The 19439-nt window shown below is 45.6% G+C and carries 16 protein-coding genes; 11 read left to right on the forward strand and 5 right to left on the reverse strand.

Annotated elements, in window-relative coordinates:
• Positions 1–9 precede the first annotated feature (9 nt).
• The 4 genes from pheT to EIZ58_RS07250 all read left to right on the forward strand — a co-directional run bounded on the left by pheT (position 10) and on the right by EIZ58_RS07250 (position 3670).
• Positions 10–2436, forward strand: coding sequence for a phenylalanine--tRNA ligase subunit beta (pheT, locus tag EIZ58_RS07235; protein ID WP_134699937.1), 2427 nt, complete (start codon positions 10–12; stop codon positions 2434–2436).
• Positions 2437–2547: 111 nt separating this feature from the next.
• Entirely contained in the window at positions 2548–2817 is a 270-nt protein-coding gene (zapA, locus tag EIZ58_RS07240; RefSeq protein WP_134699938.1) for a cell division protein ZapA, read from the forward strand.
• Entirely contained in the window at positions 2814–3380 is a 567-nt protein-coding gene (locus tag EIZ58_RS07245) for a CvpA family protein (RefSeq protein WP_134699939.1), read from the forward strand. The genes zapA and EIZ58_RS07245 overlap by 4 nt, the downstream gene beginning before the upstream one ends.
• Positions 3381–3469: 89 nt before the next feature.
• Complete coding sequence (locus EIZ58_RS07250; protein ID WP_134699940.1) at positions 3470–3670, forward strand: alpha/beta-type small acid-soluble spore protein; 201 nt, start codon at positions 3470–3472, stop codon at positions 3668–3670.
• A 59-nt stretch (positions 3671–3729) separates the two neighbouring features.
• Here EIZ58_RS07250 and EIZ58_RS07255 read toward each other — a convergent pair whose 3' ends face one another.
• Positions 3730–4074: a phage holin family protein gene (locus EIZ58_RS07255; protein WP_134699941.1), complete on the reverse strand. Its 345-nt coding sequence runs from the start codon at positions 4072–4074 to the stop codon at positions 3730–3732.
• A 129-nt stretch (positions 4075–4203) separates the two neighbouring features.
• On the opposite strand from EIZ58_RS07255, the gene EIZ58_RS07260 reads away from it, so the two are divergent.
• The 5 genes from EIZ58_RS07260 (at position 4204) to EIZ58_RS07280 (ending at position 12035) form a co-directional block, all read left to right on the forward strand.
• Positions 4204–6558 (forward strand): endonuclease MutS2, encoded by a 2355-nt coding sequence (locus EIZ58_RS07260; protein WP_134699942.1) that lies wholly within the window; start codon positions 4204–4206, stop codon positions 6556–6558.
• Between the two features lie 79 nt (positions 6559–6637).
• Positions 6638–7045, forward strand: a complete 408-nt coding sequence (locus EIZ58_RS07265; protein ID WP_134699943.1) for a DUF350 domain-containing protein — start codon at positions 6638–6640, stop codon at positions 7043–7045.
• A gap of 317 nt (positions 7046–7362) precedes the next feature.
• Complete coding sequence (locus tag EIZ58_RS07270) at positions 7363–8664, forward strand: nucleotide sugar dehydrogenase (protein ID WP_134699944.1); 1302 nt, start codon at positions 7363–7365, stop codon at positions 8662–8664.
• Between the two features lie 16 nt (positions 8665–8680).
• The gene (locus EIZ58_RS07275) at positions 8681–10039 is read left to right on the forward strand and encodes a glycosyltransferase family 4 protein (RefSeq protein ID WP_134699945.1); all 1359 of its coding nucleotides are present in this window, start codon (positions 8681–8683) and stop codon (positions 10037–10039) included.
• Positions 10040–10637: 598 nt separating this feature from the next.
• Entirely contained in the window at positions 10638–12035 is a 1398-nt protein-coding gene (locus EIZ58_RS07280) for a hypothetical protein (RefSeq protein ID WP_134699946.1), read from the forward strand.
• Between the two features lie 658 nt (positions 12036–12693).
• Here the strand turns inward: EIZ58_RS07280 and EIZ58_RS07285 are convergent.
• Genes EIZ58_RS07285 through EIZ58_RS07295 form a run of 3 tightly spaced genes read right to left on the reverse strand, consistent with a single transcriptional unit; the run spans position 12694 to position 16382 of the window.
• Positions 12694–13584 (reverse strand): hypothetical protein, encoded by an 891-nt coding sequence (locus tag EIZ58_RS07285; protein ID WP_134699947.1) that lies wholly within the window; start codon positions 13582–13584, stop codon positions 12694–12696.
• The gene (locus tag EIZ58_RS07290; protein ID WP_134699948.1) at positions 13565–15142 is read right to left on the reverse strand and encodes a hypothetical protein; all 1578 of its coding nucleotides are present in this window, start codon (positions 15140–15142) and stop codon (positions 13565–13567) included. The genes EIZ58_RS07285 and EIZ58_RS07290 overlap by 20 nt, the downstream gene beginning before the upstream one ends.
• The gene (locus EIZ58_RS07295) at positions 15135–16382 is read right to left on the reverse strand and encodes an O-antigen ligase family protein (RefSeq protein WP_134699949.1); all 1248 of its coding nucleotides are present in this window, start codon (positions 16380–16382) and stop codon (positions 15135–15137) included. The genes EIZ58_RS07290 and EIZ58_RS07295 overlap by 8 nt, the downstream gene beginning before the upstream one ends.
• 164 nt (positions 16383–16546) lie before the next feature.
• On the opposite strand from EIZ58_RS07295, the gene EIZ58_RS07300 reads away from it, so the two are divergent.
• Together EIZ58_RS07300 and murJ are read left to right on the forward strand one after the other, a co-directional pair.
• Positions 16547–17674 carry a glycosyltransferase gene (locus tag EIZ58_RS07300; RefSeq protein ID WP_134699950.1) on the forward strand — a complete coding sequence of 376 codons (1128 nt, stop codon included), beginning with the start codon at positions 16547–16549 and terminating at the stop codon, positions 17672–17674.
• The gene (gene murJ, locus EIZ58_RS07305) at positions 17667–19217 is read left to right on the forward strand and encodes a murein biosynthesis integral membrane protein MurJ (RefSeq protein ID WP_167577553.1); all 1551 of its coding nucleotides are present in this window, start codon (positions 17667–17669) and stop codon (positions 19215–19217) included. The genes EIZ58_RS07300 and murJ overlap by 8 nt, the downstream gene beginning before the upstream one ends.
• Here the strand turns inward: murJ and EIZ58_RS07310 are convergent.
• Positions 19183–19437, reverse strand: a complete 255-nt coding sequence (locus EIZ58_RS07310) for a hypothetical protein (RefSeq protein WP_134699952.1) — start codon at positions 19435–19437, stop codon at positions 19183–19185. The two genes, murJ and EIZ58_RS07310, sit on opposite strands and share 35 nt — an antisense overlap.
• Positions 19438–19439: the final 2 nt, after the last annotated feature.

A 19439-nucleotide genomic window follows, 5' to 3' on the forward strand; every position in this document is an offset into this window, starting at 1 on the left:
GAGTGAACAATGAAGGTTTCTTACAATTGGTTGAAGCAGTATGTGGATCTCGAGGGAATCACTCCAGAGGAGCTGGCGGAGAAGCTGACGCGCAGCGGTGTCGAGGTAGAGAGTGTAGAGTCCCGAAACAAAGGAGTATCTCAGGTTGTCATTGGTCATGTGGTTGAACGTGAAAAGCATCCAGACGCAGATAAGCTGAATGTCTGCCAAGTCGACGTTGGTCAGACCGAGCGTTTGCAGATCGTTTGTGGAGCTGCCAATGTAGCTGCTGGGCAGAAAGTGGTTGTATCTGTCGTAGGAGCTGAGTTGCCTGGAGGGCTGAAAATTAAGAAGGCGAAGCTTCGCGGCGTGGAGTCGCAAGGGATGATTTGTTCTGCGAAAGAGCTCGGGATCAATGACAAGCTATTGCCAAAGTCCCAGCAAGAAGGAATCATGGTCTTGCCAGATGAGACAGAAGTGGGTCAAGATGCCTTAGTTTATCTCGGTTTGGATGATTACATCCTGGAACTGGGCCTAACGCCGAACCGTTCCGACTGTTTAAGCATGCTAGGGGTGGCTTATGAGGTAGGCGCCATCTTAAATCGCGAGGTTCGCCTCCCGGAGGTTTCCGTTTCTGAACAAGGGGACTCCATTGAAGGCAAGGTGCAAGTGGAAATAGAAGCACCAGAGCACTGTACGCAATACTCGGCTAGACTGATTTCAGGGGTTCAATTAGGAGTATCCCCGCTATGGATGCAAAGTCGACTTATGGCAGCTGGAATCCGCCCAATCAATAATGTTGTGGATATTACGAACTATGTCATGCTTGAGCAAGGTCAACCGCTTCATGCGTTCGATTACGATCAGGTCCAGGATGGGAAGGTGATCGTCCGATTGGCTGGCGATGGAGAAAAGCTAGTCACTTTGGATGAATCCGAACGATCTTTGGATCAAGACATGCTTCTCATTGCTGACCCTATAAAGCCGATTGGCATCGCAGGAGTGATGGGTGGAGCGAATTCCGAGGTATCGGAGCAGACCACTACCATCCTTCTGGAATCCGCCCATTTTGCAGGCATCTCGATCCGTCGAACAGCCAAGAAATTAGGATTGCGCTCTGAAGCAAGTCTGCGATTTGAAAAAGAAGTAGATCCAGAGGCTGTATTGCGGGCATTGGATCGAGCGGCTCAATTAATGGTTGAGGTAGCGGGAGGAACGGTAGCGAAGGGAATTGCAGCTTCTGTTGTTAAGGAGCCCGTAAGGCAACATGTTCAATTGCGCTTGTCCCGCGTTAACGATCTATTGGGAACGACTCTTCAGGAAGAAGAAGTGGACTCCATCCTGGGTCGCCTTCAATTCGGGTATTCCAAAGATGAAGAAACCTTTAATGTTGAAATCCCGACTCGCAGACAGGATATTACACGAGAAGTAGATCTGATTGAAGAAGTGGCCCGCTTACACGGTTATGATCATATACCAACCAGCCTTCCTGTGGGGCCGACAACTCAAGGGGGATTAACGGGCTATCAGCAATTCCAACGAGATATCCGTAATCTACTTACCGGTGCTGGACTATTTGAAGTATCTACCTACTCCTTCACAAACGAGCAAATCATGTATGATTTTGCCCCACTGTATCAGGAGACAAAAGGTATTCCATTGGCGATGCCCATGAGCGAAGAGCGTAGTCATCTGAGGGTGAACCTGTTGCCGCATCTGCTTGAAACGGCTGCCTACAATCGAAATAGACAAAACCTAGATCTAGCTGTTTTTGAGATCGGAAGAGTGTTTATTAGTGAGGAAGAGCAGTTAACCGTGCTGCCTCAAGAAAAGCTTGGTTTAGCGGGATTGTTAACGGGAAGCTGGTCAGGGGAACATTGGTCAACGACTGTAGCTCCTGTGGATTTCTATGTTGCCAAAGGGGTGGTTGAGCTTCTCCTTCTAAATATGGGGATTTCCCAGGTCTCCTATAAGGCTGCAGAAGCTATCCGCGGCATGCACCCTGGGCGGACGGCAGAGCTATGGATACAAGGTGAGTGCGTTGGATATTTAGGTCAAGTGCATCCACAGCTGCAGAAAAAGTATGACGTGGAAGAAACCTATGTATTCCAGCTTGACCTTGAAAAATTATACAGCTATGTGGAAAAGATGAGCCAATACAAAGCCCTTCCTAAATATCCAGCAAGTACCCGAGATCTTAGCATTGTAGTCGATCAACCGGTTTCTGCGGCTGCCCTTCAACAGGTGATTGAGGAACAGGCCGGAGAATTATTGGAAAGAGTGGAGCTGTTCGATGTCTATACTGGAGACAAGATAGGGGCAGGAAAGAAGAGCATGGCCTTCTCCCTTGTGTATCGAAACCCTGAAGCGACGTTGACAGATGCTGAAGTGAATGAAGCACATGATCGCGTGGTCAAAGGATTAGCTGAGCTGTACCAAGCTGAGCTTAGGGCTTAAAGGATGGGTTTACCCATCCTTTTTCTTCTTTAATTTATAGTCCAGGTTTAGCAAAAAATGTATAATAATGAACTATAGGGATAAGCTGATATTTGGAAGGAGAAATGCAGCGTGCGTGACGAGGAAAAAAATAAAATTACGGTAGATATTTATGGGCACCAATATCGAATGGTTGGGAAGGCGAGTGTCGCCCATCTTCGATCTGTCGCTCATTATGTAGATGAAAAGATGAGGTTCATTGCCAACGGCAATGCCAGATTGGATACGTCCAAGCTCGCGGTGCTCTCTGCCTTGAACATTGCCGATGAGTTTTTTCAGCTTAAACAGGAATATGAGGAATTGCTTCGCATCTTAGAAGAGGAGGAAAAGCGTAAAGAATGAACAGCGTCGATATGGGGCTTATCGGCCTTTTTCTTATCAGCATGGTATATGGACACTATAAGGGGTTTGTTAGACTTGCCATAGGAATCGCAGGTCTGTTGGCTTCGTTCGCTATTGCTTACTCTTTTTCACAAGATACAGCCGTTTTTCTACAAGAGCAATTTCCTCTCCCGACTGACAGCACCAATCCCCTTTTCCAAGCATTTCTCAGCATGAGTTCTTTTCACCCATTTTTATATATGGTTATCGCATTTGTCGTTTTATTTTTTATTATTCGTATCCTATTCCGGCTCTTGGGCAATGTCTTACAAGTGTTTGCAGAGCTTCCGGTGATTTCATTTATCAATCGGTCTCTAGGCGCAGCTGTCGGAGGAATGATGCTTATTTTACTGCTCTCGGCCTCTGTCCATTTTTTGGATAGAGCACCAGATGGGAGTTGGAAACGATGGTTTTACCAGTCCAATATTATGCAGTATATGCTTCAAATTTCTCCGTTTATATCCGAGCAGATACGCATGATTCCAGAACCACCAACCAAAAATGTACCCATGGATATCCTATAGACTTTCCAATCGCCCCTTTATTTACAGGGCATGAAGGTGAAGCATGCAAGGCATTCTAAAGGTACACTCAATTAAAGGAGGTTAGCTACATGGCCAACCGAAACAAATTGATTGTCCCTCAATCCGCATCCCTAATTGATGAGATCAAATATGAAATTGCGAATGAGTTTGGGGTTTATGACTTCGGAGCTTATGCGTCTTCTCGCAGTAATGGGTCGGTAGGTGGGGAAATAACCAAAAGATTGGTGAAGCTAGCGGAAAGTGCCCTAGCTGGCGAACAACAGCAGTAAGACAACCGCATATCCTGGAAAGCAGAAAGAGACTGTGAAGGCAGTCTCTTTCCTTGTTTCTAACGCGACCAAAAGCGTGACTTTACAGGCAAAAACAAATCGATAATGCCAACTACGAGCGCTGCCAGCATCGCACCAATGACTGTAACGTGAACACCTTGAACAATAAAGTTTGTGAGATAGATGATAAGGGCGGTAGTCAAAAATCCCGTGATGCCGCGCCCGTATGGGGAGAGCTCACCACCAAAAAAAGACTCAAAGATCCAACCCATGGCAGCAATCACAGCTGCAGCTAGGATAGCGGTTGAAATCCCCCGGATGGTAAAGCCAGGGACGAGGAAGCCTACTAGGCAGAGCACAAGCGTGGCGATGAAAAACCGCACTAAATGGTTCATCCAAAGCATGTCAGGTACCCTTCCTTTTTGCAAAGTATGAATAGTTTACCCATCTTTTACTTACATATACTTTTTATTTTTTGTTGCGAAGAAATGATATAATAGATCAGATATTGCAATTGAAAGGGGACCATCGTGGTGGAAGAACGCTTATATCGAACACTTGAGTTTGATAAAGTCATTCATCAGCTCTTAGAAAATGCCTCTTCCTCCTTAGGAAGGGAAAAAATAGAACAGCTTACTCCGACAACCGATGTGGAAGAAGCAAGAGTGAGACAACAATTAACCTTTGAGGGCTTTACCGTTCTCCGTCTAAAAGGGAGTGTGCCTTTTGGTGGAATTCGAGATATACGTAGAGGGCTTGCACGGGCGAAGCTTGGTGCATCGCTCAGCCCTTCAGAGCTGTTGGATATTGCGGGAACCGTTTATGGCGGCTGGAGATTAAGGCGTTTCATCGAGTCGTTATTAGAGCAGCATGAGTTGCCATTATTGGCCGACATGGCCGTTCAAATTGAGCGTCTGCAGAAAGTAGAAGACGATATATTGGCCTGTATTGATGAGCATGGAGTAGTGATGGACAGCGCCAGCCCGGCACTAAGTCAAATTCGATCGCAGATTCGAGCAACCGAAGGAAGAATAAAAGACCGGCTAGAAAATATCATTCGTTCTACCTCGTATCAAAAGATGCTTCAAGAAAGTATCGTGACGATTCGAGGGGATCGTTATGTCATTCCCGTCAAGCAGGAATACCGCCATGTGTTTGGTGGGATGATCCATGACCAATCGGCGTCTGGGGCCACTTTATTTATCGAACCGGAAGCGGTGGTACAAGCCAACAATCAGGTAAGGGAGCTTCGCTTTAAGGAAGAGCGTGAAGTGGAACGAATCCTTCAGATCCTTACAGGAATGGTTGCGGAGCACGTAGAGGTCTTGGATCATAATGTCAAGATATTGGCAGAGTTTGATTTTACCTTTGCTAAAGCCTCTTATGCCCATCGAATTAAGGCCGTTCAACCCAAATTAAACGACAAGGGCTATATCAAGCTGAAGAAGGGCAGACACCCTTTAATTCCTCTTCAGGAAGTCGTTCCTATTGACGTCGAGATTGGACAGACGTACACGTCCCTCGTTATTACAGGACCCAATACCGGAGGAAAAACCGTAACCTTAAAAACGATCGGGCTACATGCGCTCATGGCGGCCTCTGGCATGCATATTCCGGCAGAAGAAGATAGTGAGATGGCGGTGTTTTCCGGTGTGTTTGCTGACATTGGGGACGAGCAGAGCATTGAGCAAAGCTTAAGTACTTTTTCAGGACATATGACGAATATCATCCGAATCCTCGGTCAGATGGACGCCAACAGCTTGGTTCTACTCGATGAGTTAGGAGCAGGAACAGATCCTACTGAAGGGGCTGCATTAGCTATGTCCATCTTGGATCATATGTATCAGCTCAAAGCAAGGGTCATCGCTACCACTCACTATAGTGAGCTAAAGGCATTTGCTTATAATCGTCCACAAGTGCTTAATGCGAGCGTGGAATTTGATGTAGAAACCTTAAGACCCACCTACCGCTTGTTGATCGGAGTTCCTGGTCGAAGTAATGCTTTTGCCATTGCGAAGCGATTAGGACTTCCTGAGGTGATTATTGAAGATGCAAAGCAACACGTAAGCATTGAAGATAAGAATGTGGAAAATATGATTGCTTCCTTAGAAGAAAATCGTTTAGCTGCGGAGCAAGACCGGGCGCGAACCGAGGATATACGCAAAGAGATGGAAAAGCTGCGAGAACAGCTTGAACAGGAGAGGGCTGATTTTGCTAAGGAAAAAAATCACTTGCTGCAAAAGGCAGAAGAAGAAGCCGCACGTTCGGTAGCTAAAGCTCGGAAGGAAGCGGATGAAATTATTTCTGAGCTTCGGAAAATAGCCCAGGAAGAACAAATAGGGATCAAAGAGCATCGCCTGATTGAAGCCAAGAAAAAGCTTCAGGAGAGTGTACCTTCCTTCGAGCGAGAAAAAGAGCGGAAGAAGAAGCAGACAGGGAAAGAAACCTTAAAAGTTGGGGATGAAATAAAGGTCTTGTCCATTGGACAAAAAGGCGAAATTATTGCTGATCTAGGAAACCAAGAGTATCAGGTGCAGCTTGGCATTATTAAGATGAATATTAAAGCAGATGATCTTATGCTGCTTAAATCGGGGAAAAAGAAAGAAGTGGTTCCTTATACCCGAGTAAAGATGTCTACTGAAACGGTAAGGCCGGAGTTGGATCTAAGAGGATACAACATCGAGGATGCGCTTCAAGAAATAGATAAATATTTAGATAACGCCGTCATGTCTAATCTTCATCAGGTTTCCTTAATCCACGGCAAAGGGACAGGGGTCCTGCGAATAGGGGTTCATAATTTCCTTAAGAAGCATCGGAGCGTGAAGTCCTTCCGATTAGGCGGACAAGGAGAAGGCGGTCTCGGAGCGACCATTGTAGAATTAAAGTAACGTATTTTTGCAACCATGACCGCTTCCTTTCCGTATATGTGAAGAAATAGAAACCCCGTAAGGAGAAGGAGGATCTGGTGTGTCGGGCTGGTTAGAAAATCCTTATATCTTAACAACTGCGTTTTTCGCGGTTGCGATCCTTTCGCTGATTTTGTTTTTAACACTGTTCGAAATGGTTACCCGTTATGATGACTGGGAGGAAATAAAGAAAGGAAATCTTTCCGTTGCTATGGCTGTGGGAGGAAAAATATTCGGGATTACCAATATCTTCCGTTTCTCGATAGAGAGCAACGATACGATTGGTCAGGCTTTGATTTGGGGAGCTTTTGGATTTTTATTGCTGCTGCTTGCCTATTTTATTTTCGAATTCATGACACCCAAATTCAAGGTGGATGATGAGATTGCAAAAGACAACCGAGCAGTCGGACTTCTATCTATGCTTATTTCAATTGGACTTTCTTATGTGATTGGTGCCAGTATAGTATAATTTTATAATTCATGGGAATATTTCGATGTTTACAAGGAGACGACGAAATCGGTAATATGAAGGTAACAACCTAATACTTTAGGTTGAGAGCTATGGCGGCCATCGAGGATGGTCGCTTTTTTTTATGCTTATCGGAGCACCAAACCCTGTTGGAGAATCACGTCGAATAGTGTATAATTCATTGTTAGTTAACACGTGGAGGACAATAATGCTTAAAAGGTTAACCATTATACTGGTGTTTTTCTCGGTTCTTTTCTTATTAAGCGGTGCTGCTTATTGGTATATGACCACGAAATAGACTCTCGGAGGAATGTAATATGGAAACAGAAAAACAGCTTCATGTGGCAGTGATCGGCATGGGGTTTATTGGACTTCCCCTATCATTGAGCTACGCGATGAAGGGCGCCCATGTCATAGGCATAGACGTGTTGCCTAAGCTAGTTGAAGAAATAAACGAGGGTAAATCCCACCATTTAGAATATTATCAAGGTAAATCAATCTCTGAAATTTTACATGATCAGTTGGACGCTGGGCGATTCAAGGCTACAACGGACTATCAGGAAGCGGCGAAGACAGTCAATACTTATATCATTACCGTGGGCATTCCGGTGGTAAACGGAGATCCCAACCTTTCGTACTTAATCAGCGCGTGTGAGCAATTAGTCTCTGTCCTTAAAAAAGGGGACACCGTTATCCTTAGGAGCACCGTGGTTCCGGGAACGACAGAAGAAATTGTCCTACCTCTGCTAGAAAAGAGTGGAATGAAAGCAGGAGAAGACTTTTTCTTAGCGTATTCTTCCGAGCGCATTGCTGAAGGAAAGGCCTTTGAGGAATTTATTAGCATGCCTTTAGCTCTAGGCGGCATTAATGAGGCTAGTGCAAGTAAAGCCAAGGAAGTCTTGAGCTTTGTCACAGAAGCGGAGATTACCGTTTCCGAGATCAAAGTTGTAGAGACAGCTAAAGTGATTGAAAATATCCAAAGAGACGTTAACATTGCGATGGTGCAACAGTTTGCCCGTTTCTCTGAACGAATGGGAATGGATACCTTTGAGTTGATTAAGGTAGCCAATACACATAAGAGGGTGAACCTTCTTGTTCCAGGTCCCGGCGTGGGAGGATATTGCCTGCCGAATGCCTTGTACTATCTTTTGCCTAAGGCCAGAGAACTAGACGTAAATATAGATATGCTTGAGCTAGCCAGAAAAATCAACGATACGGTTCCCTCGGTTCTGGTCGATATGGTGGAGGAACAGCTTAAGAGTCAAAATCGCAGTCTAATGGGAAGTCAGGTCGCTGTTTTGGGACTTGCCATGAAGGATTTTTCTAACGATGATCGAATCAGTCCAGCTCATCACGTGGTAGAAGTTTTACTGGAACGTGGTGCAAAAGTGAAAGCCTATGATCCAGCCGTTCCAGGCCAATATCCTTATAAGGTAGAAAGCTTGGATGCGGCAGTCACCGGATCAGATGTCCTCATCTACCTAAATGCCCAAGAGGAATTCCTCGACATCGAATGGGATCAGGTGGTTAGCCAGATGGCCTCGTCTCCGATCTTGCTTGATGCCAAGCATCGGATTCCAAGTCAAGTTGCGAATCAAGTAAAATTAATTAGAATCTAATAAAGTAGTGATTTCTATGACCTTAAAGAAAAAAGTGCTCATTGTTGCGTATTTATTCCCTCCCATTGGCGGAGGCGGAGTTCAGCGTGCATTAAAAATGGCCAAGTATCTTCAGGAGTTTGGTTGGGAACCTCATGTTCTTACCGTAGAGCCCCAGTATCATGTATCGCTGGATCAATCCTTACTCGAGCAATTGCCTACGGGAGTGCATGTGCATCGTTCAAAGGAACTCTCATTGGGTGCTCCCCCGGCGGCCACCGCTGCTCGTGCTGGTGAGAGTCAGTCTGGGCATGAGGGGTCGCCTGGTTTAGTGACACGTCTGAAAAAATTAGTGTTTCCTACGTTAAAAAAATTAAAGAAGTATATGCTCGTACCCGATGATCAAATTCTTTGGCTTCCTTATGCGATGAAGAAAGGACTGCAGGTCATCAACGACCACCAAATCGATGTGATCTTTTCCACTTCCGGGCCTTATACAAACCACTTGGTTGGGTTGTATCTTAAGCGTAAAACCGGGACCCCATGGATTGCCGATTTTCGAGATCCTTGGACCCAGAATATGCATCGAACAGACATCGCTTGGCGAGAGTGGCTGGAAGATCGGCTGGAGCGGATGGTCCTTCGAGAGTCAGACATCCTGCTTACGGTTACTCGTTCCTTTGCTGATAACTTCAAACAAAAGTTTAGTGAAGAGCTTCGACGGGTAGAGGTTATTCACAACGGGTTCGATCCTGAGGATTACAAGGAACTGCAGGAGGTAAGGGGAGACGACCCGTCTATATGTTCCTTTATCTATACCGGAATCTTCTATAAGGAAAGAAACCCAAGGCTGTTTTTGCGAGCAGTAAAAGAGCTGCTTGATGAGGGGATGCTAGAGCGAGAAAAGGTTTGCCTGAAATTTGCCGGTGTGTTTGACTATCCTGGCTATTCGGAGAACATGGATTGCGTGAAAGAGCTCGGGTTGGAGGACTTGGTTCATGTCTTGGGGCATTTGCCGCATCAGCAAGCCTTGATGGAGTTGAAAAAGTCGGATGTCCTGTTACTTGTAGGCGATACGGCACCCGATTCGGGTGATTATATTCCAGGCAAGCTATTTGAATATATGGCGATTGACAAGCCGATTCTGGCTTTGAGCCTGAAAGGTGAATCTACTCAGATTATAGAAAATTACGCTCTAGGTGAAGTTGTAGATCCCGGAAACCTGGCAGAGATTAAAGCAGGTATCTTGAGCCTCTACAGACAATGGCTGGAGCCTGCTGAAGCTGCAAATGTGTCTGAGCGGCCTTCAACTTTAATCTATGAACGAAAAGAGCAGGCAAGGTTATTAGGAAAACTGTTAGATGAAGTTTACGTAGAGGGTGTCCCAAAAGCTTAGCTTTTGAGGGCGCCCTCTTTTCTGCGCAGACAAAAAGTCCGGGGCCTCGTTCCTGAGGTACCGTCTGGCTCCAGATGCTCACGAAACCCAGCAACATGCTTCCAAACCGGTAATCATTACAATGAGGTGGAGCTCCTTTTTAAGGTTTTGCGTAGTTTTGGACTTGTTTTTTATAAGTGTGATCTAAACCTTGGTTTAGATCCACCAAATTTAAGCTGATCTTTTAAGTAATAAGGCTTTTTATTTCTTATCATGACCTGGTCGGGGACCGTATTAGTACTGTTCGAGTCAGGATGCTCACGAAAATTCCAATATGCTCACGGAAAAGTGACGGGTGCTCACGAAGAAAGGGCGTTTGCTCACGTACCTGGTTCAATTCCAAATAAAACACGCGATTTGCTCACGAAACCCAGCAACTTGCTCCCAAGTCGGTAATGATTCCAGTTAGGTGGGGGACCTCTCCTATCGGCATAAAAAACTTCCTCTAAAAACGGTCTGGCTACTTTGAAATTACTTCGAAAGGAGTTTTTTTTATGTCTTTAATCCAAAACATGGTAAAATGTTCTTTACAGTAATTTTTCCTAGAATAGGAGGTTTTATGGTACATAGAGTTTGGCTTTTATGGATGATGCTTACCCTCTTTGGATTGGTTGCTTATGCTGAAGGACCGCAGCTGGTTCCACTCCCAGAGGAAATGGTGGTGGAGCAGCCGTTTGAAAACGGGACCCTAAAGGAGAGAAAGGTTCGATTCCTAAATAGGGACGAGTATTGGATTAAACAATTTACATTTGAACAGACAAGCCCCAAGCTGCTTACTCACCAATTCACGGTCCCTGGTAAAGAGGGAACCTTCAAGTATGTAGCTATCGAAGATGGCAACCGAGTTTGGAAGACGGTTCCTTTAAGCGGGAATTTGCCATTGGTATCTGGTTTTATCGATACGACCGAAGCTCATTGGTATATCAGCTATCCCACCTTGTTCGAGGTTGATGATCAGCTCCTGACCCGAATGGAAAGCTATCGAGCGATTCCGGTTTATGCGAGGGAACAGGCAAACGGTTATACCTTGACTTACTCCTTCTATCAGAGGAGCGGGATGGTCGGAGAAATGTGGGCAGTAAGCTCTCAAGAAAAGCTCGTCCCCTGGGAACAAAACCCAAATATGGAGCCGGTATGGAGCTTGCTTGATATGTCCGGGGAAGGCAAGTGGACATGGGATGGAATGTACCTAAAAACGCCGAGCAGCTATGAACCAACAGGGGTATTTTATCGATTCCCTGATAATTATATTGCTAGATCTTTTGTACGGACCGGAGGCAGCCTAATTGCCGATCATTTAGGTTGGGTCATGCTGAAGCAAGGAGTAAAGAATCAAAACGAAGCGGGTTATTGGCCTACAGGTCCAAAATCCACTTGGCTTTGGAAGGATTACCAAATTGGAGCAGGTTTTTTTGATACGAGATTTAACACGGATTTTGCTCGGTTGCTGCTCGATGGTTATGCCAAGTATGGGGATGAACAATTTTTGGAGTCTAGCCTGCAGTATTCCAAATGGTTAATGAATCATGCGAACACCCAAGGGGTATTCATGAAAAAGGATACGCAGTGGGGCGTGCTGGTGCCGGATTACGCTCATGCATCTCCCCATAAAAAAACGCATGCTTCCCTCAACCATCAACTTTCCGAAATCAACTATTTCTTTGATTTATTTCGATTAACGAACCAATCTTTTTACCAGACGTATGCCCTAAACATGATAAACGGCATAAAATGGACGAGAGAACAGTGGGTCAAGCCAAATGGGGACTTGGAGTACGGACTGCTCGGAGGTAAAGGAATGGGGGTTGATTATCCCTATTTGACCTATAACGATCTATGGGAAACGCAACAGATCCTCCATGAGTTATATGGCGCGCTGGATCCTGATTTAGCTTACCTTATGGAAATTAAGAAGCAGTGGATGGACAAGCAGGGGATCGTAGGATATAAGAAGTGAAAAAAGCAACCATGGGGGCATAGCTAGAATTCACAAGTATTTCGGGCGTTGATTCGTATATAGAATCACGCTTTTCTTTTTGAATGTGTATTCATTCAGGGCAGGGCAGGGAGAGGGAGTCTCGAGCCAAAGCCATCGATTGATGCCCTCTGAGCCACCCGAGGCCCGGAACGAGGTATCAAAGCCAATGATTGATGCCCTCTGAGCCACCCGAGGCCCGGAGCGGGGTATCAAAACCGATGATTGATGCCCTCGCAGCCTCCCAAGGCCCGGAACAGGGCATCAAAGCCGTCGTTTGATGCCCTCACAGCCTTCCGAGGCCCGGATCAGGGCATCAAAGCCGTTGTTTGATGCCCTCGCAGCATCCCAAGGCCCGGATCAGGGCATCAAAGCCGATGATTGATGCCCTCGCAGCCACCCGAGGCCCGAATCAAGGCAGCAAACCCGTCGATAGACGCCCTCGCAGTCTCCCGATGCCCGAATCAGGTCACCAACCCCGTCGATTGATGCCCCCGCAGCCCTCCGATGCCCTTCAAGCCTCTCCAATTATCGGGCATCAATCATCTGAAGCACAAACAAAATAAAAAAAGGGCTACTTCATCAACATAAGAGTTGAGAGTAGCCCTTCTTTTGTAATTTTGACTGCGACCTTTTTCTTTTAATCACTAGATACAGGAGGCTGTTCTTGCAACTCTTCGAGTTCGCCCGCCTTCATTTTTTCTTCAAACTCAACCACCCATTTTTCTACTTCTTCTGGTTGCTTGACCCGGTCAGGAATGCCAGGGTCTCCAAACTTGTAGAAGCGGAAGTAGACCTCCTGATCAACGTATCCGCCACCAGGAAGCGGCATCACGATCCAAGTCCGGTACTGATAGATATACCGATCTTCTTTTCCAATCCAGATCGTCGTCTTCACTACAGAATTGTCGAGTACATGGGCAAGCGATGGATCGGTTGCGATCTTTTCTTTCAGTTCTTCAAAGAGGGGAGAGGTAGACTTCTCTACCCACTCCTTCCCACTAATCCTGACTTCAATAACATCTGTTGGGGTATTCAAAACCGCATCATCGGGCAATTTTTGAGCGTTGTCCATCAGAGGCAACCAATCCAGGAACCCATTGAAGGGGTCATAAGGAAGCACCTGATCCTTCGATGCCCGGAACCATACGTCCCCTTTTTTCAGATAATAATGGTCTTCCCAGCGATAATAACTAAAAGGGATTCCCGCCATTCTCCCGTTTACAAGATAAGCCTGCGATGGGCGAATTAAGATACCTTCATACATGCTGGTTGTTTTCCGGTCTCCGATACTATTCCGGATATAGCCGTTATACCAAAATTCATTGGAACGCTTCTTATCACCGGGATGCCCTTCCGTGGTCATCTTTACCGCTTCTTGAAGTAAGCCTCGGGCATCCATAGTCGTCACATTAGGATTCTGCTGCTCCGTAAGCGAAAAAACGGTTTTGCTAGACGGAATTGTACACCCCGTAAGGAGCAGGAGCACAGACAAAAGCAACGGAACCCCTTTAAGCGATTTTCTTGCCAAGGCGAACCCTCCTTCCTACAAGATAAATAACGAGAACAAAGGTAAGCCCAATGAGGATTGGATAGACAGGAATGGAGTGTCTATTCCAAACAAAGATTTTGTGGGTACCTTGGATGGAGGTCACTAGTTCTTTTTTGCCGTCACCATTCACATCAGCGTAGATCGCGTTATTCATGGTCAAGAATATTTTCCAGGTTTGTTTTAATCCTTCTTCTGTATACTGGAATCCGGTTAGATAGCGCGTGTCCTTCGCGCGTACAGCACTTTTGCTTAGTCCCACAAACTCATGGCTTTGGCCGGCAGAAACAAAGTCCTCGAAGCGGAAGCTGCGTTCCTCCGTACTCCATAAGATCTTCCAGGATCCATCAGGCTGTGGAGATAACAGGGTTGAGTATGGATGCTTAAGCATCAATTCATCCTTGCCGTCATGATTCAGATCAATGACCTTGAACTCGCTTTGAGCCAAGCCTTGATGCATTTTCCTTGTGAGCTCATGAGTTACGCGCAGTTCTCCATCGATCCATTGCAAGAGGTGAACATCTGCTCCCAGGACAAGTAATCCCTCGTGTCCATCTCCTAGCTGAATGGCTCCTATAATCTTAGTAGCGGGGGAGGCGACTTCGAATGCTGTTTCCCCGTATCTGCCACTTAAGAACCCATTCTTTAAAGTAACTCCGGAAAATTGGTTTCCTAGCTGTTCGCGTGTATCGTAAGCGCCGTTGTTCTTTTCTAGTTCACGCTCAATTTTTTCAACATTTAATAAGAGTGCACGATAAGGGGCTGTCCCAAACTGTAGCATGCCTTCCGCAAGTGGCTGACGCTGGATTAAGGGCTCCAGTTCCAGTCTCTCATTCAATGTATAATAAGGGAAGCCAATGTACTCCCTAGGCAACAAGGATACAATGTGATCTCGGTCTAACTCTTGAGGAGGAATTCTAGTCATCTCTCCATCTGTCCATTGGTAAACATAAAGAGAAAGGGGCTCCTCTTCTAGTATAAACGTCGGCATCCTAGGCTTTTCAGGGTCGAGGTTGGCTTTCACCTCTTCTGCATTTCCTAAGGTAATGATCTCATCCTTGCCATCGCCGTTAATATCTCGGGCAATGATGGAGAAGTAAGAGGTCATTTCTCCAATATACAGCTGATTGGAATTCCACTGCTTATAAAAGTAGGGAAGCATCTGGATCATGTTATGAGGGAAAGCCACATTAAACACGACAGCGACAGCTAAAGCTAAGGTAAAAGCGGAAGCACGAACCTGCCCGTACCAACGCCCGATCGGGTAAAGGAAAAGCCCGATAAACATGACCGATAGGACGAAAGGCATCAACTCAAGTTTTCGGAAGGCATTTTCCACTGCATGGTCGAGCATAAGGAATAGAAAGGTAAAGACCATGACTTGCTTACGCTCTTTTACTGGAACGAGCCAAAAGAGAAACAACGAAAAAGGAACGAAGAGCAACCCATAATAGGAATACTCCGCTAAGGCGGGTACTACAAGCAATCGATTAAAAAAGTAAAGGTAAACACAGTACAGCAACACTAAGATCTTATTCATGGTTCCACTCCTCTCCCGTACGCTGCTTGTCCCGAAGATAGGGAAAAGCAAGCATCATTCCTACGAGAAGCCAGAAGTAGGTGTTCATAAAGGGGACTTCAAAAATATTTTCAACCGCATTATGCAGGATGACGGCGATCACCCCAGCAAAAACACCTAGATAGAGATAGAAGCTCGATCGGTCCTTTTGCCTTCGCCATATGGTATAGCCATTTTTAATGATTGAGCCCATGAGCCAGAAGTATAAGCCAAGTCCCACAAGTCCCATTTCTGCAAGGGTCTTAAAGTAGTAGCTATCAACATAGATGGTGCCGAAATGGCGGTCGCCTACAGCTCCTCCGTAGTGTCCTAATCCTAACCCGTAAGCTGGTGAAACTCTCATCATATCGTAGGCACCCAACCAGCGGCCTATGCGACCATCTTGCGAGCTTTTTTCAATGTATTCATCACTGAATAAATTTGAAATCCGAGATGTAACCGGAGGTACGAATAAAGCAGCTAAAATGCTAGCGACGAGTAGTACAATCAGAAGTTTGCGGTTAAAGAGCAAGCTGACGAATCCAATGGCTCCTGCAAAAGCTAACCAAGCTCCTCTGGAATAAGTGAAAAAGAGGACGCTAATCATCATGAGACCTACTAAGATCCAAAACACTCTCGCTTTTCCTTGTTTGGTGAGGGCGTAGCCAAACGCAATTGGACTCATGAGAGCCATATAACTTCCCAGGATGTTTGGGCTCTGGACAATAGAAAAAGCTCGAGTAGTAATATTTTCACTAGAGTCAACCCAGGTGCTGGGAGTCTCAACCTTAAGAATCACTTGGAGTAATCCGTAAAGGGCCACTAGCGTAGCAACGACTAACAAGATTCGGAGAACCTTGAGCACCTCATCGCGGTCATGGAGGAAGTAGTATCCGATTAAAAAGGCAACCATATATTGATAGACCGCACGGAACCCTTCAATATTAATGAAAAAACTCTTCATGTCCGACACCCAAAAAGCAAGTCCTAGTACAAGGAAAGCTAAGAGCGGTACCTTCAAGTCTGGTAGCTTTCGATTGGTCTCAATCATTCTCCATCCGCATATGAGCAGGAGAATAATAAGAACAGCCTCGTCCCATAGAGAAGAGATAACCGGAATGGGAATGATGTTTCGTAACATATAGTCGAGGATGGGAAAAAATAAAAGCAGAGATAACCAAGAAAAGCGATTAAATATCATGGATTGGCCCTTGGCAATCATGGGGCAGGAACCTCCTAGCTTGAAACGCATTTTTTATACCCCTACTATTACCGCACATGCGATTATAAAAATCAAGTATAATGATTGCACAGGAAGGGTGATCTGAGATAAAATTAATTTACTCATTTTTTAATTGGTGTGCCGTCAGGATGTGAAAAGAAACGATGGATCATAACAGAACGGTTATCCACGTGATCGGTGGAGGGGAGTACGGGGGAGCGGAACAGCATATCCTTCAACTACTTAACCTGTTGCCGAACTATGGATTCAAGGGTAAGGTCATCTGCTTCTATGAAGCAGCGTTCTCTAAAGAACTGCGAAAGCGTGGAATAGAGGTTGAGGTACTGGCCTTTGACCGCTTTGACTTCCGCTTGCTAACGGGATTAAGGGATGCTTTTGAGCGTGACCGTCCCCATATAATACATACTCACGGCGTGAAAGCCAATTTTTTTGGTCGATTAGCGGCCAGGAAGGTTATCGATATTCCGTTGGTTACTACGGTGCATAGCCTTTTGCGCTTTGACTATACGAATCAGCTGGCTTACTTCTTTGCATCGAGGATGGAGAAGTGGACAAGAACGATCAGTGATCATTTTATTGCCGTTTCCTCTTCTATAGCCCGTTCACTTGAAGAAGATGGAGTTTCGGCGGAGAAAATTAGCGTCGTTCACCATGGGATAGATGTAGATTATTTCGCTCAAGGCAGTCCCGTACTAAGACAAGAGCTAGGCTTATCCGAAGGAAGCTATTGTATTGGGATCGTTTCAAGGCTAGTGAAAATCAAAGGAATTGAGGAAGCCATTCGGGCTCTGCCGCTCATCCTAGAAGCAAACCCAGACGCTCATTTAGTTGTTGTGGGGGCGGGTCCAGAAGAAGGAGCACTAAAAGCACTCGTGGAACAGCTGAATCTAGGTTCTCATGTCCACTTCGCAGGCTTTCGCAAGGACATCGCTAATTGTCTGCATAGCTTTGATTGCTTAGTCAGTGCATCCCACTCCGAAGGATTGGGGCTTAATATCTTAGAAGCGATGGCAGCTTCGGTTCCTGTTGTTGTAACAGGAGTAGGGGGGATTCTAGATTTTACCCAGGATCGTGAGAACGGGCTCATGTTCGAGAAAGGTTCTTCTCGAGATTTGGCCGATAAAGTGATAGAGGTCATGAATAACCCTGAACTTGCCGAGAATTTAGCAAAGGAAGCACTGCGTCGGGTACAGGAGTCGTTTTCTCTTGATACTATGCTGAGGAATACCGCCCGATTGTATGAACATTTACTGGAGGAATCCAATGGCTAGTTTCTTTAAGGCGACGCTCGTTTTATTAGCCGTTACCATTTTGGGACGGCTTATTGGCTTTTTGCGCAATGTTTTCATCACCAATGAATTTGGTTTAGGGATGGAAACCGATGCGTATTTCATGGCTTTCACGATCCCGCTCACGATGTTTTTGGTTATTCCGGGAGCTATTAATGCGGTCCTTATCCCTATTTTTAAAGGTATGATGGGAGAGGAAAATCAGGCACGAAGAAATGAATTGTTCCAGAAAGTCACGAGCACGATTTTTCTCTTGTTTTTGTTCCTTACGGCGGCTGGAATGCTTTGGGCTGAAGGGATGGTTTCTCTCCTGGCTCGTGACTTTGATCCGGAGAAGCAATTGTATACGGCAGAACTCTTAAGAATCATGATGCCTTCGTTGCTATTCATCGGTCTGGTTTCTGTTTTTTCAAGTGTACTCAATGCTCACCATGAGTTTTTTTCCCCAGCCATGGGGACGGTGATTTCAGGGGTGTTTGTCATCCTGTCCCTTTATACGTTAGCACCTTTCATCGGGATGACAGGGGTGGCCTGGGGGACTACGATTGGTTTCATCGTGTTTGCTTTTTATTTAGTTATTCCGCTCAAGAAAAGGGGCTACCATCTTTCATGGAACCTGCAATTGTTAAAGGATGAACACATGAGGATCATGGGGGATCGTTTCTTGCCGATTCTTGCAGGCATGGTGATCTCTCAGCTTTATGTGTTCATTGAACGCTTTCTCGTTTCTGGACTGGGGGACAAAAAGCTTTCCTCCCTTGTTCTAGCTAACAGCATCGTTCAATTGCCCATCGCCATTTTTTCTGGTGCTTTGGTAGTTCCTCTTTTTCCCCTTCTTGCAGAGTATGTAAAGAAAAACCAGCTGGACCAGATGAAATCGATCATGGAAAAAGGATTCTTATACCAATACCATGTTTTGCTGCCCACCACCATTGGACTCGTGCTTCTTTCCGAAGAAATTGTACGTTTTTTCTACGCTCACAAAGCTACCTTTACACAGCAAGACGTGGAACTAACGGCTTGGGCTACGATCTTCTATGGGATTGGGATCTTAGGCTGGATGGGAAGAGACTTGTTCACCCGCGTGTTCTATGCCCTAGAAAATACAAAGATTCCGGTTGTAGTGGCCGGAATCAGTATCGTGTTTTATATCGGGATGAGTTGGCTGCTTATTCCCCCTCTGAATCACGGGGGGATCGCGTTAGCCTTTTCATTGGCCTCCTTTTTCAATCTTTTATTGCAAGGCTGGTTGCTTAGAAGGAAAATAGGCAAACTCTTTCCTTCTTCCTTTTTCCTCTCAATCGGAAAAGGGATGGCTTCTGGTGGGCTTATGCTGTTAGGCATCTGGGCGTTGAGAAGCCCAACAGCGGGGTTGGGTATTCTTCAGGTGCCGATCCTGATCTTGGTTGCAGCCGTGGTGTATTTTGGGATGCTCGTGGTATTGAAGGAGGAGACGGTAAAAGAGTTATTTGAAAAATTTAAGAGCAGGCTTAACATTCGATCAACTCGTTCATCTGATAAGTAACGAGGCAATCTAAGGCCCATTTTTTCAGCTCATCGTGATTTTTTCCTTTAAAGGACGCCAACACATGGGGGGAGCTTTCATTATGGTCTACGGAGAAAAAGGAAAGCACCCACCTTCCGTCTTGCTGTTCAATGGAAAAACGAATCATTTGTCCTTCTTTGATCTTCCAATCAAATAGAAGATGAAGCAGTTCCTCATTCGCCTGATGGATCGCTTTCATGG

It is taken from the genome of Ammoniphilus sp. YIM 78166 (assembly GCF_004522215.1).
In the GTDB taxonomy this organism is placed as follows: Bacteria; Bacillota; Bacilli; order Aneurinibacillales; family RAOX-1; genus YIM-78166.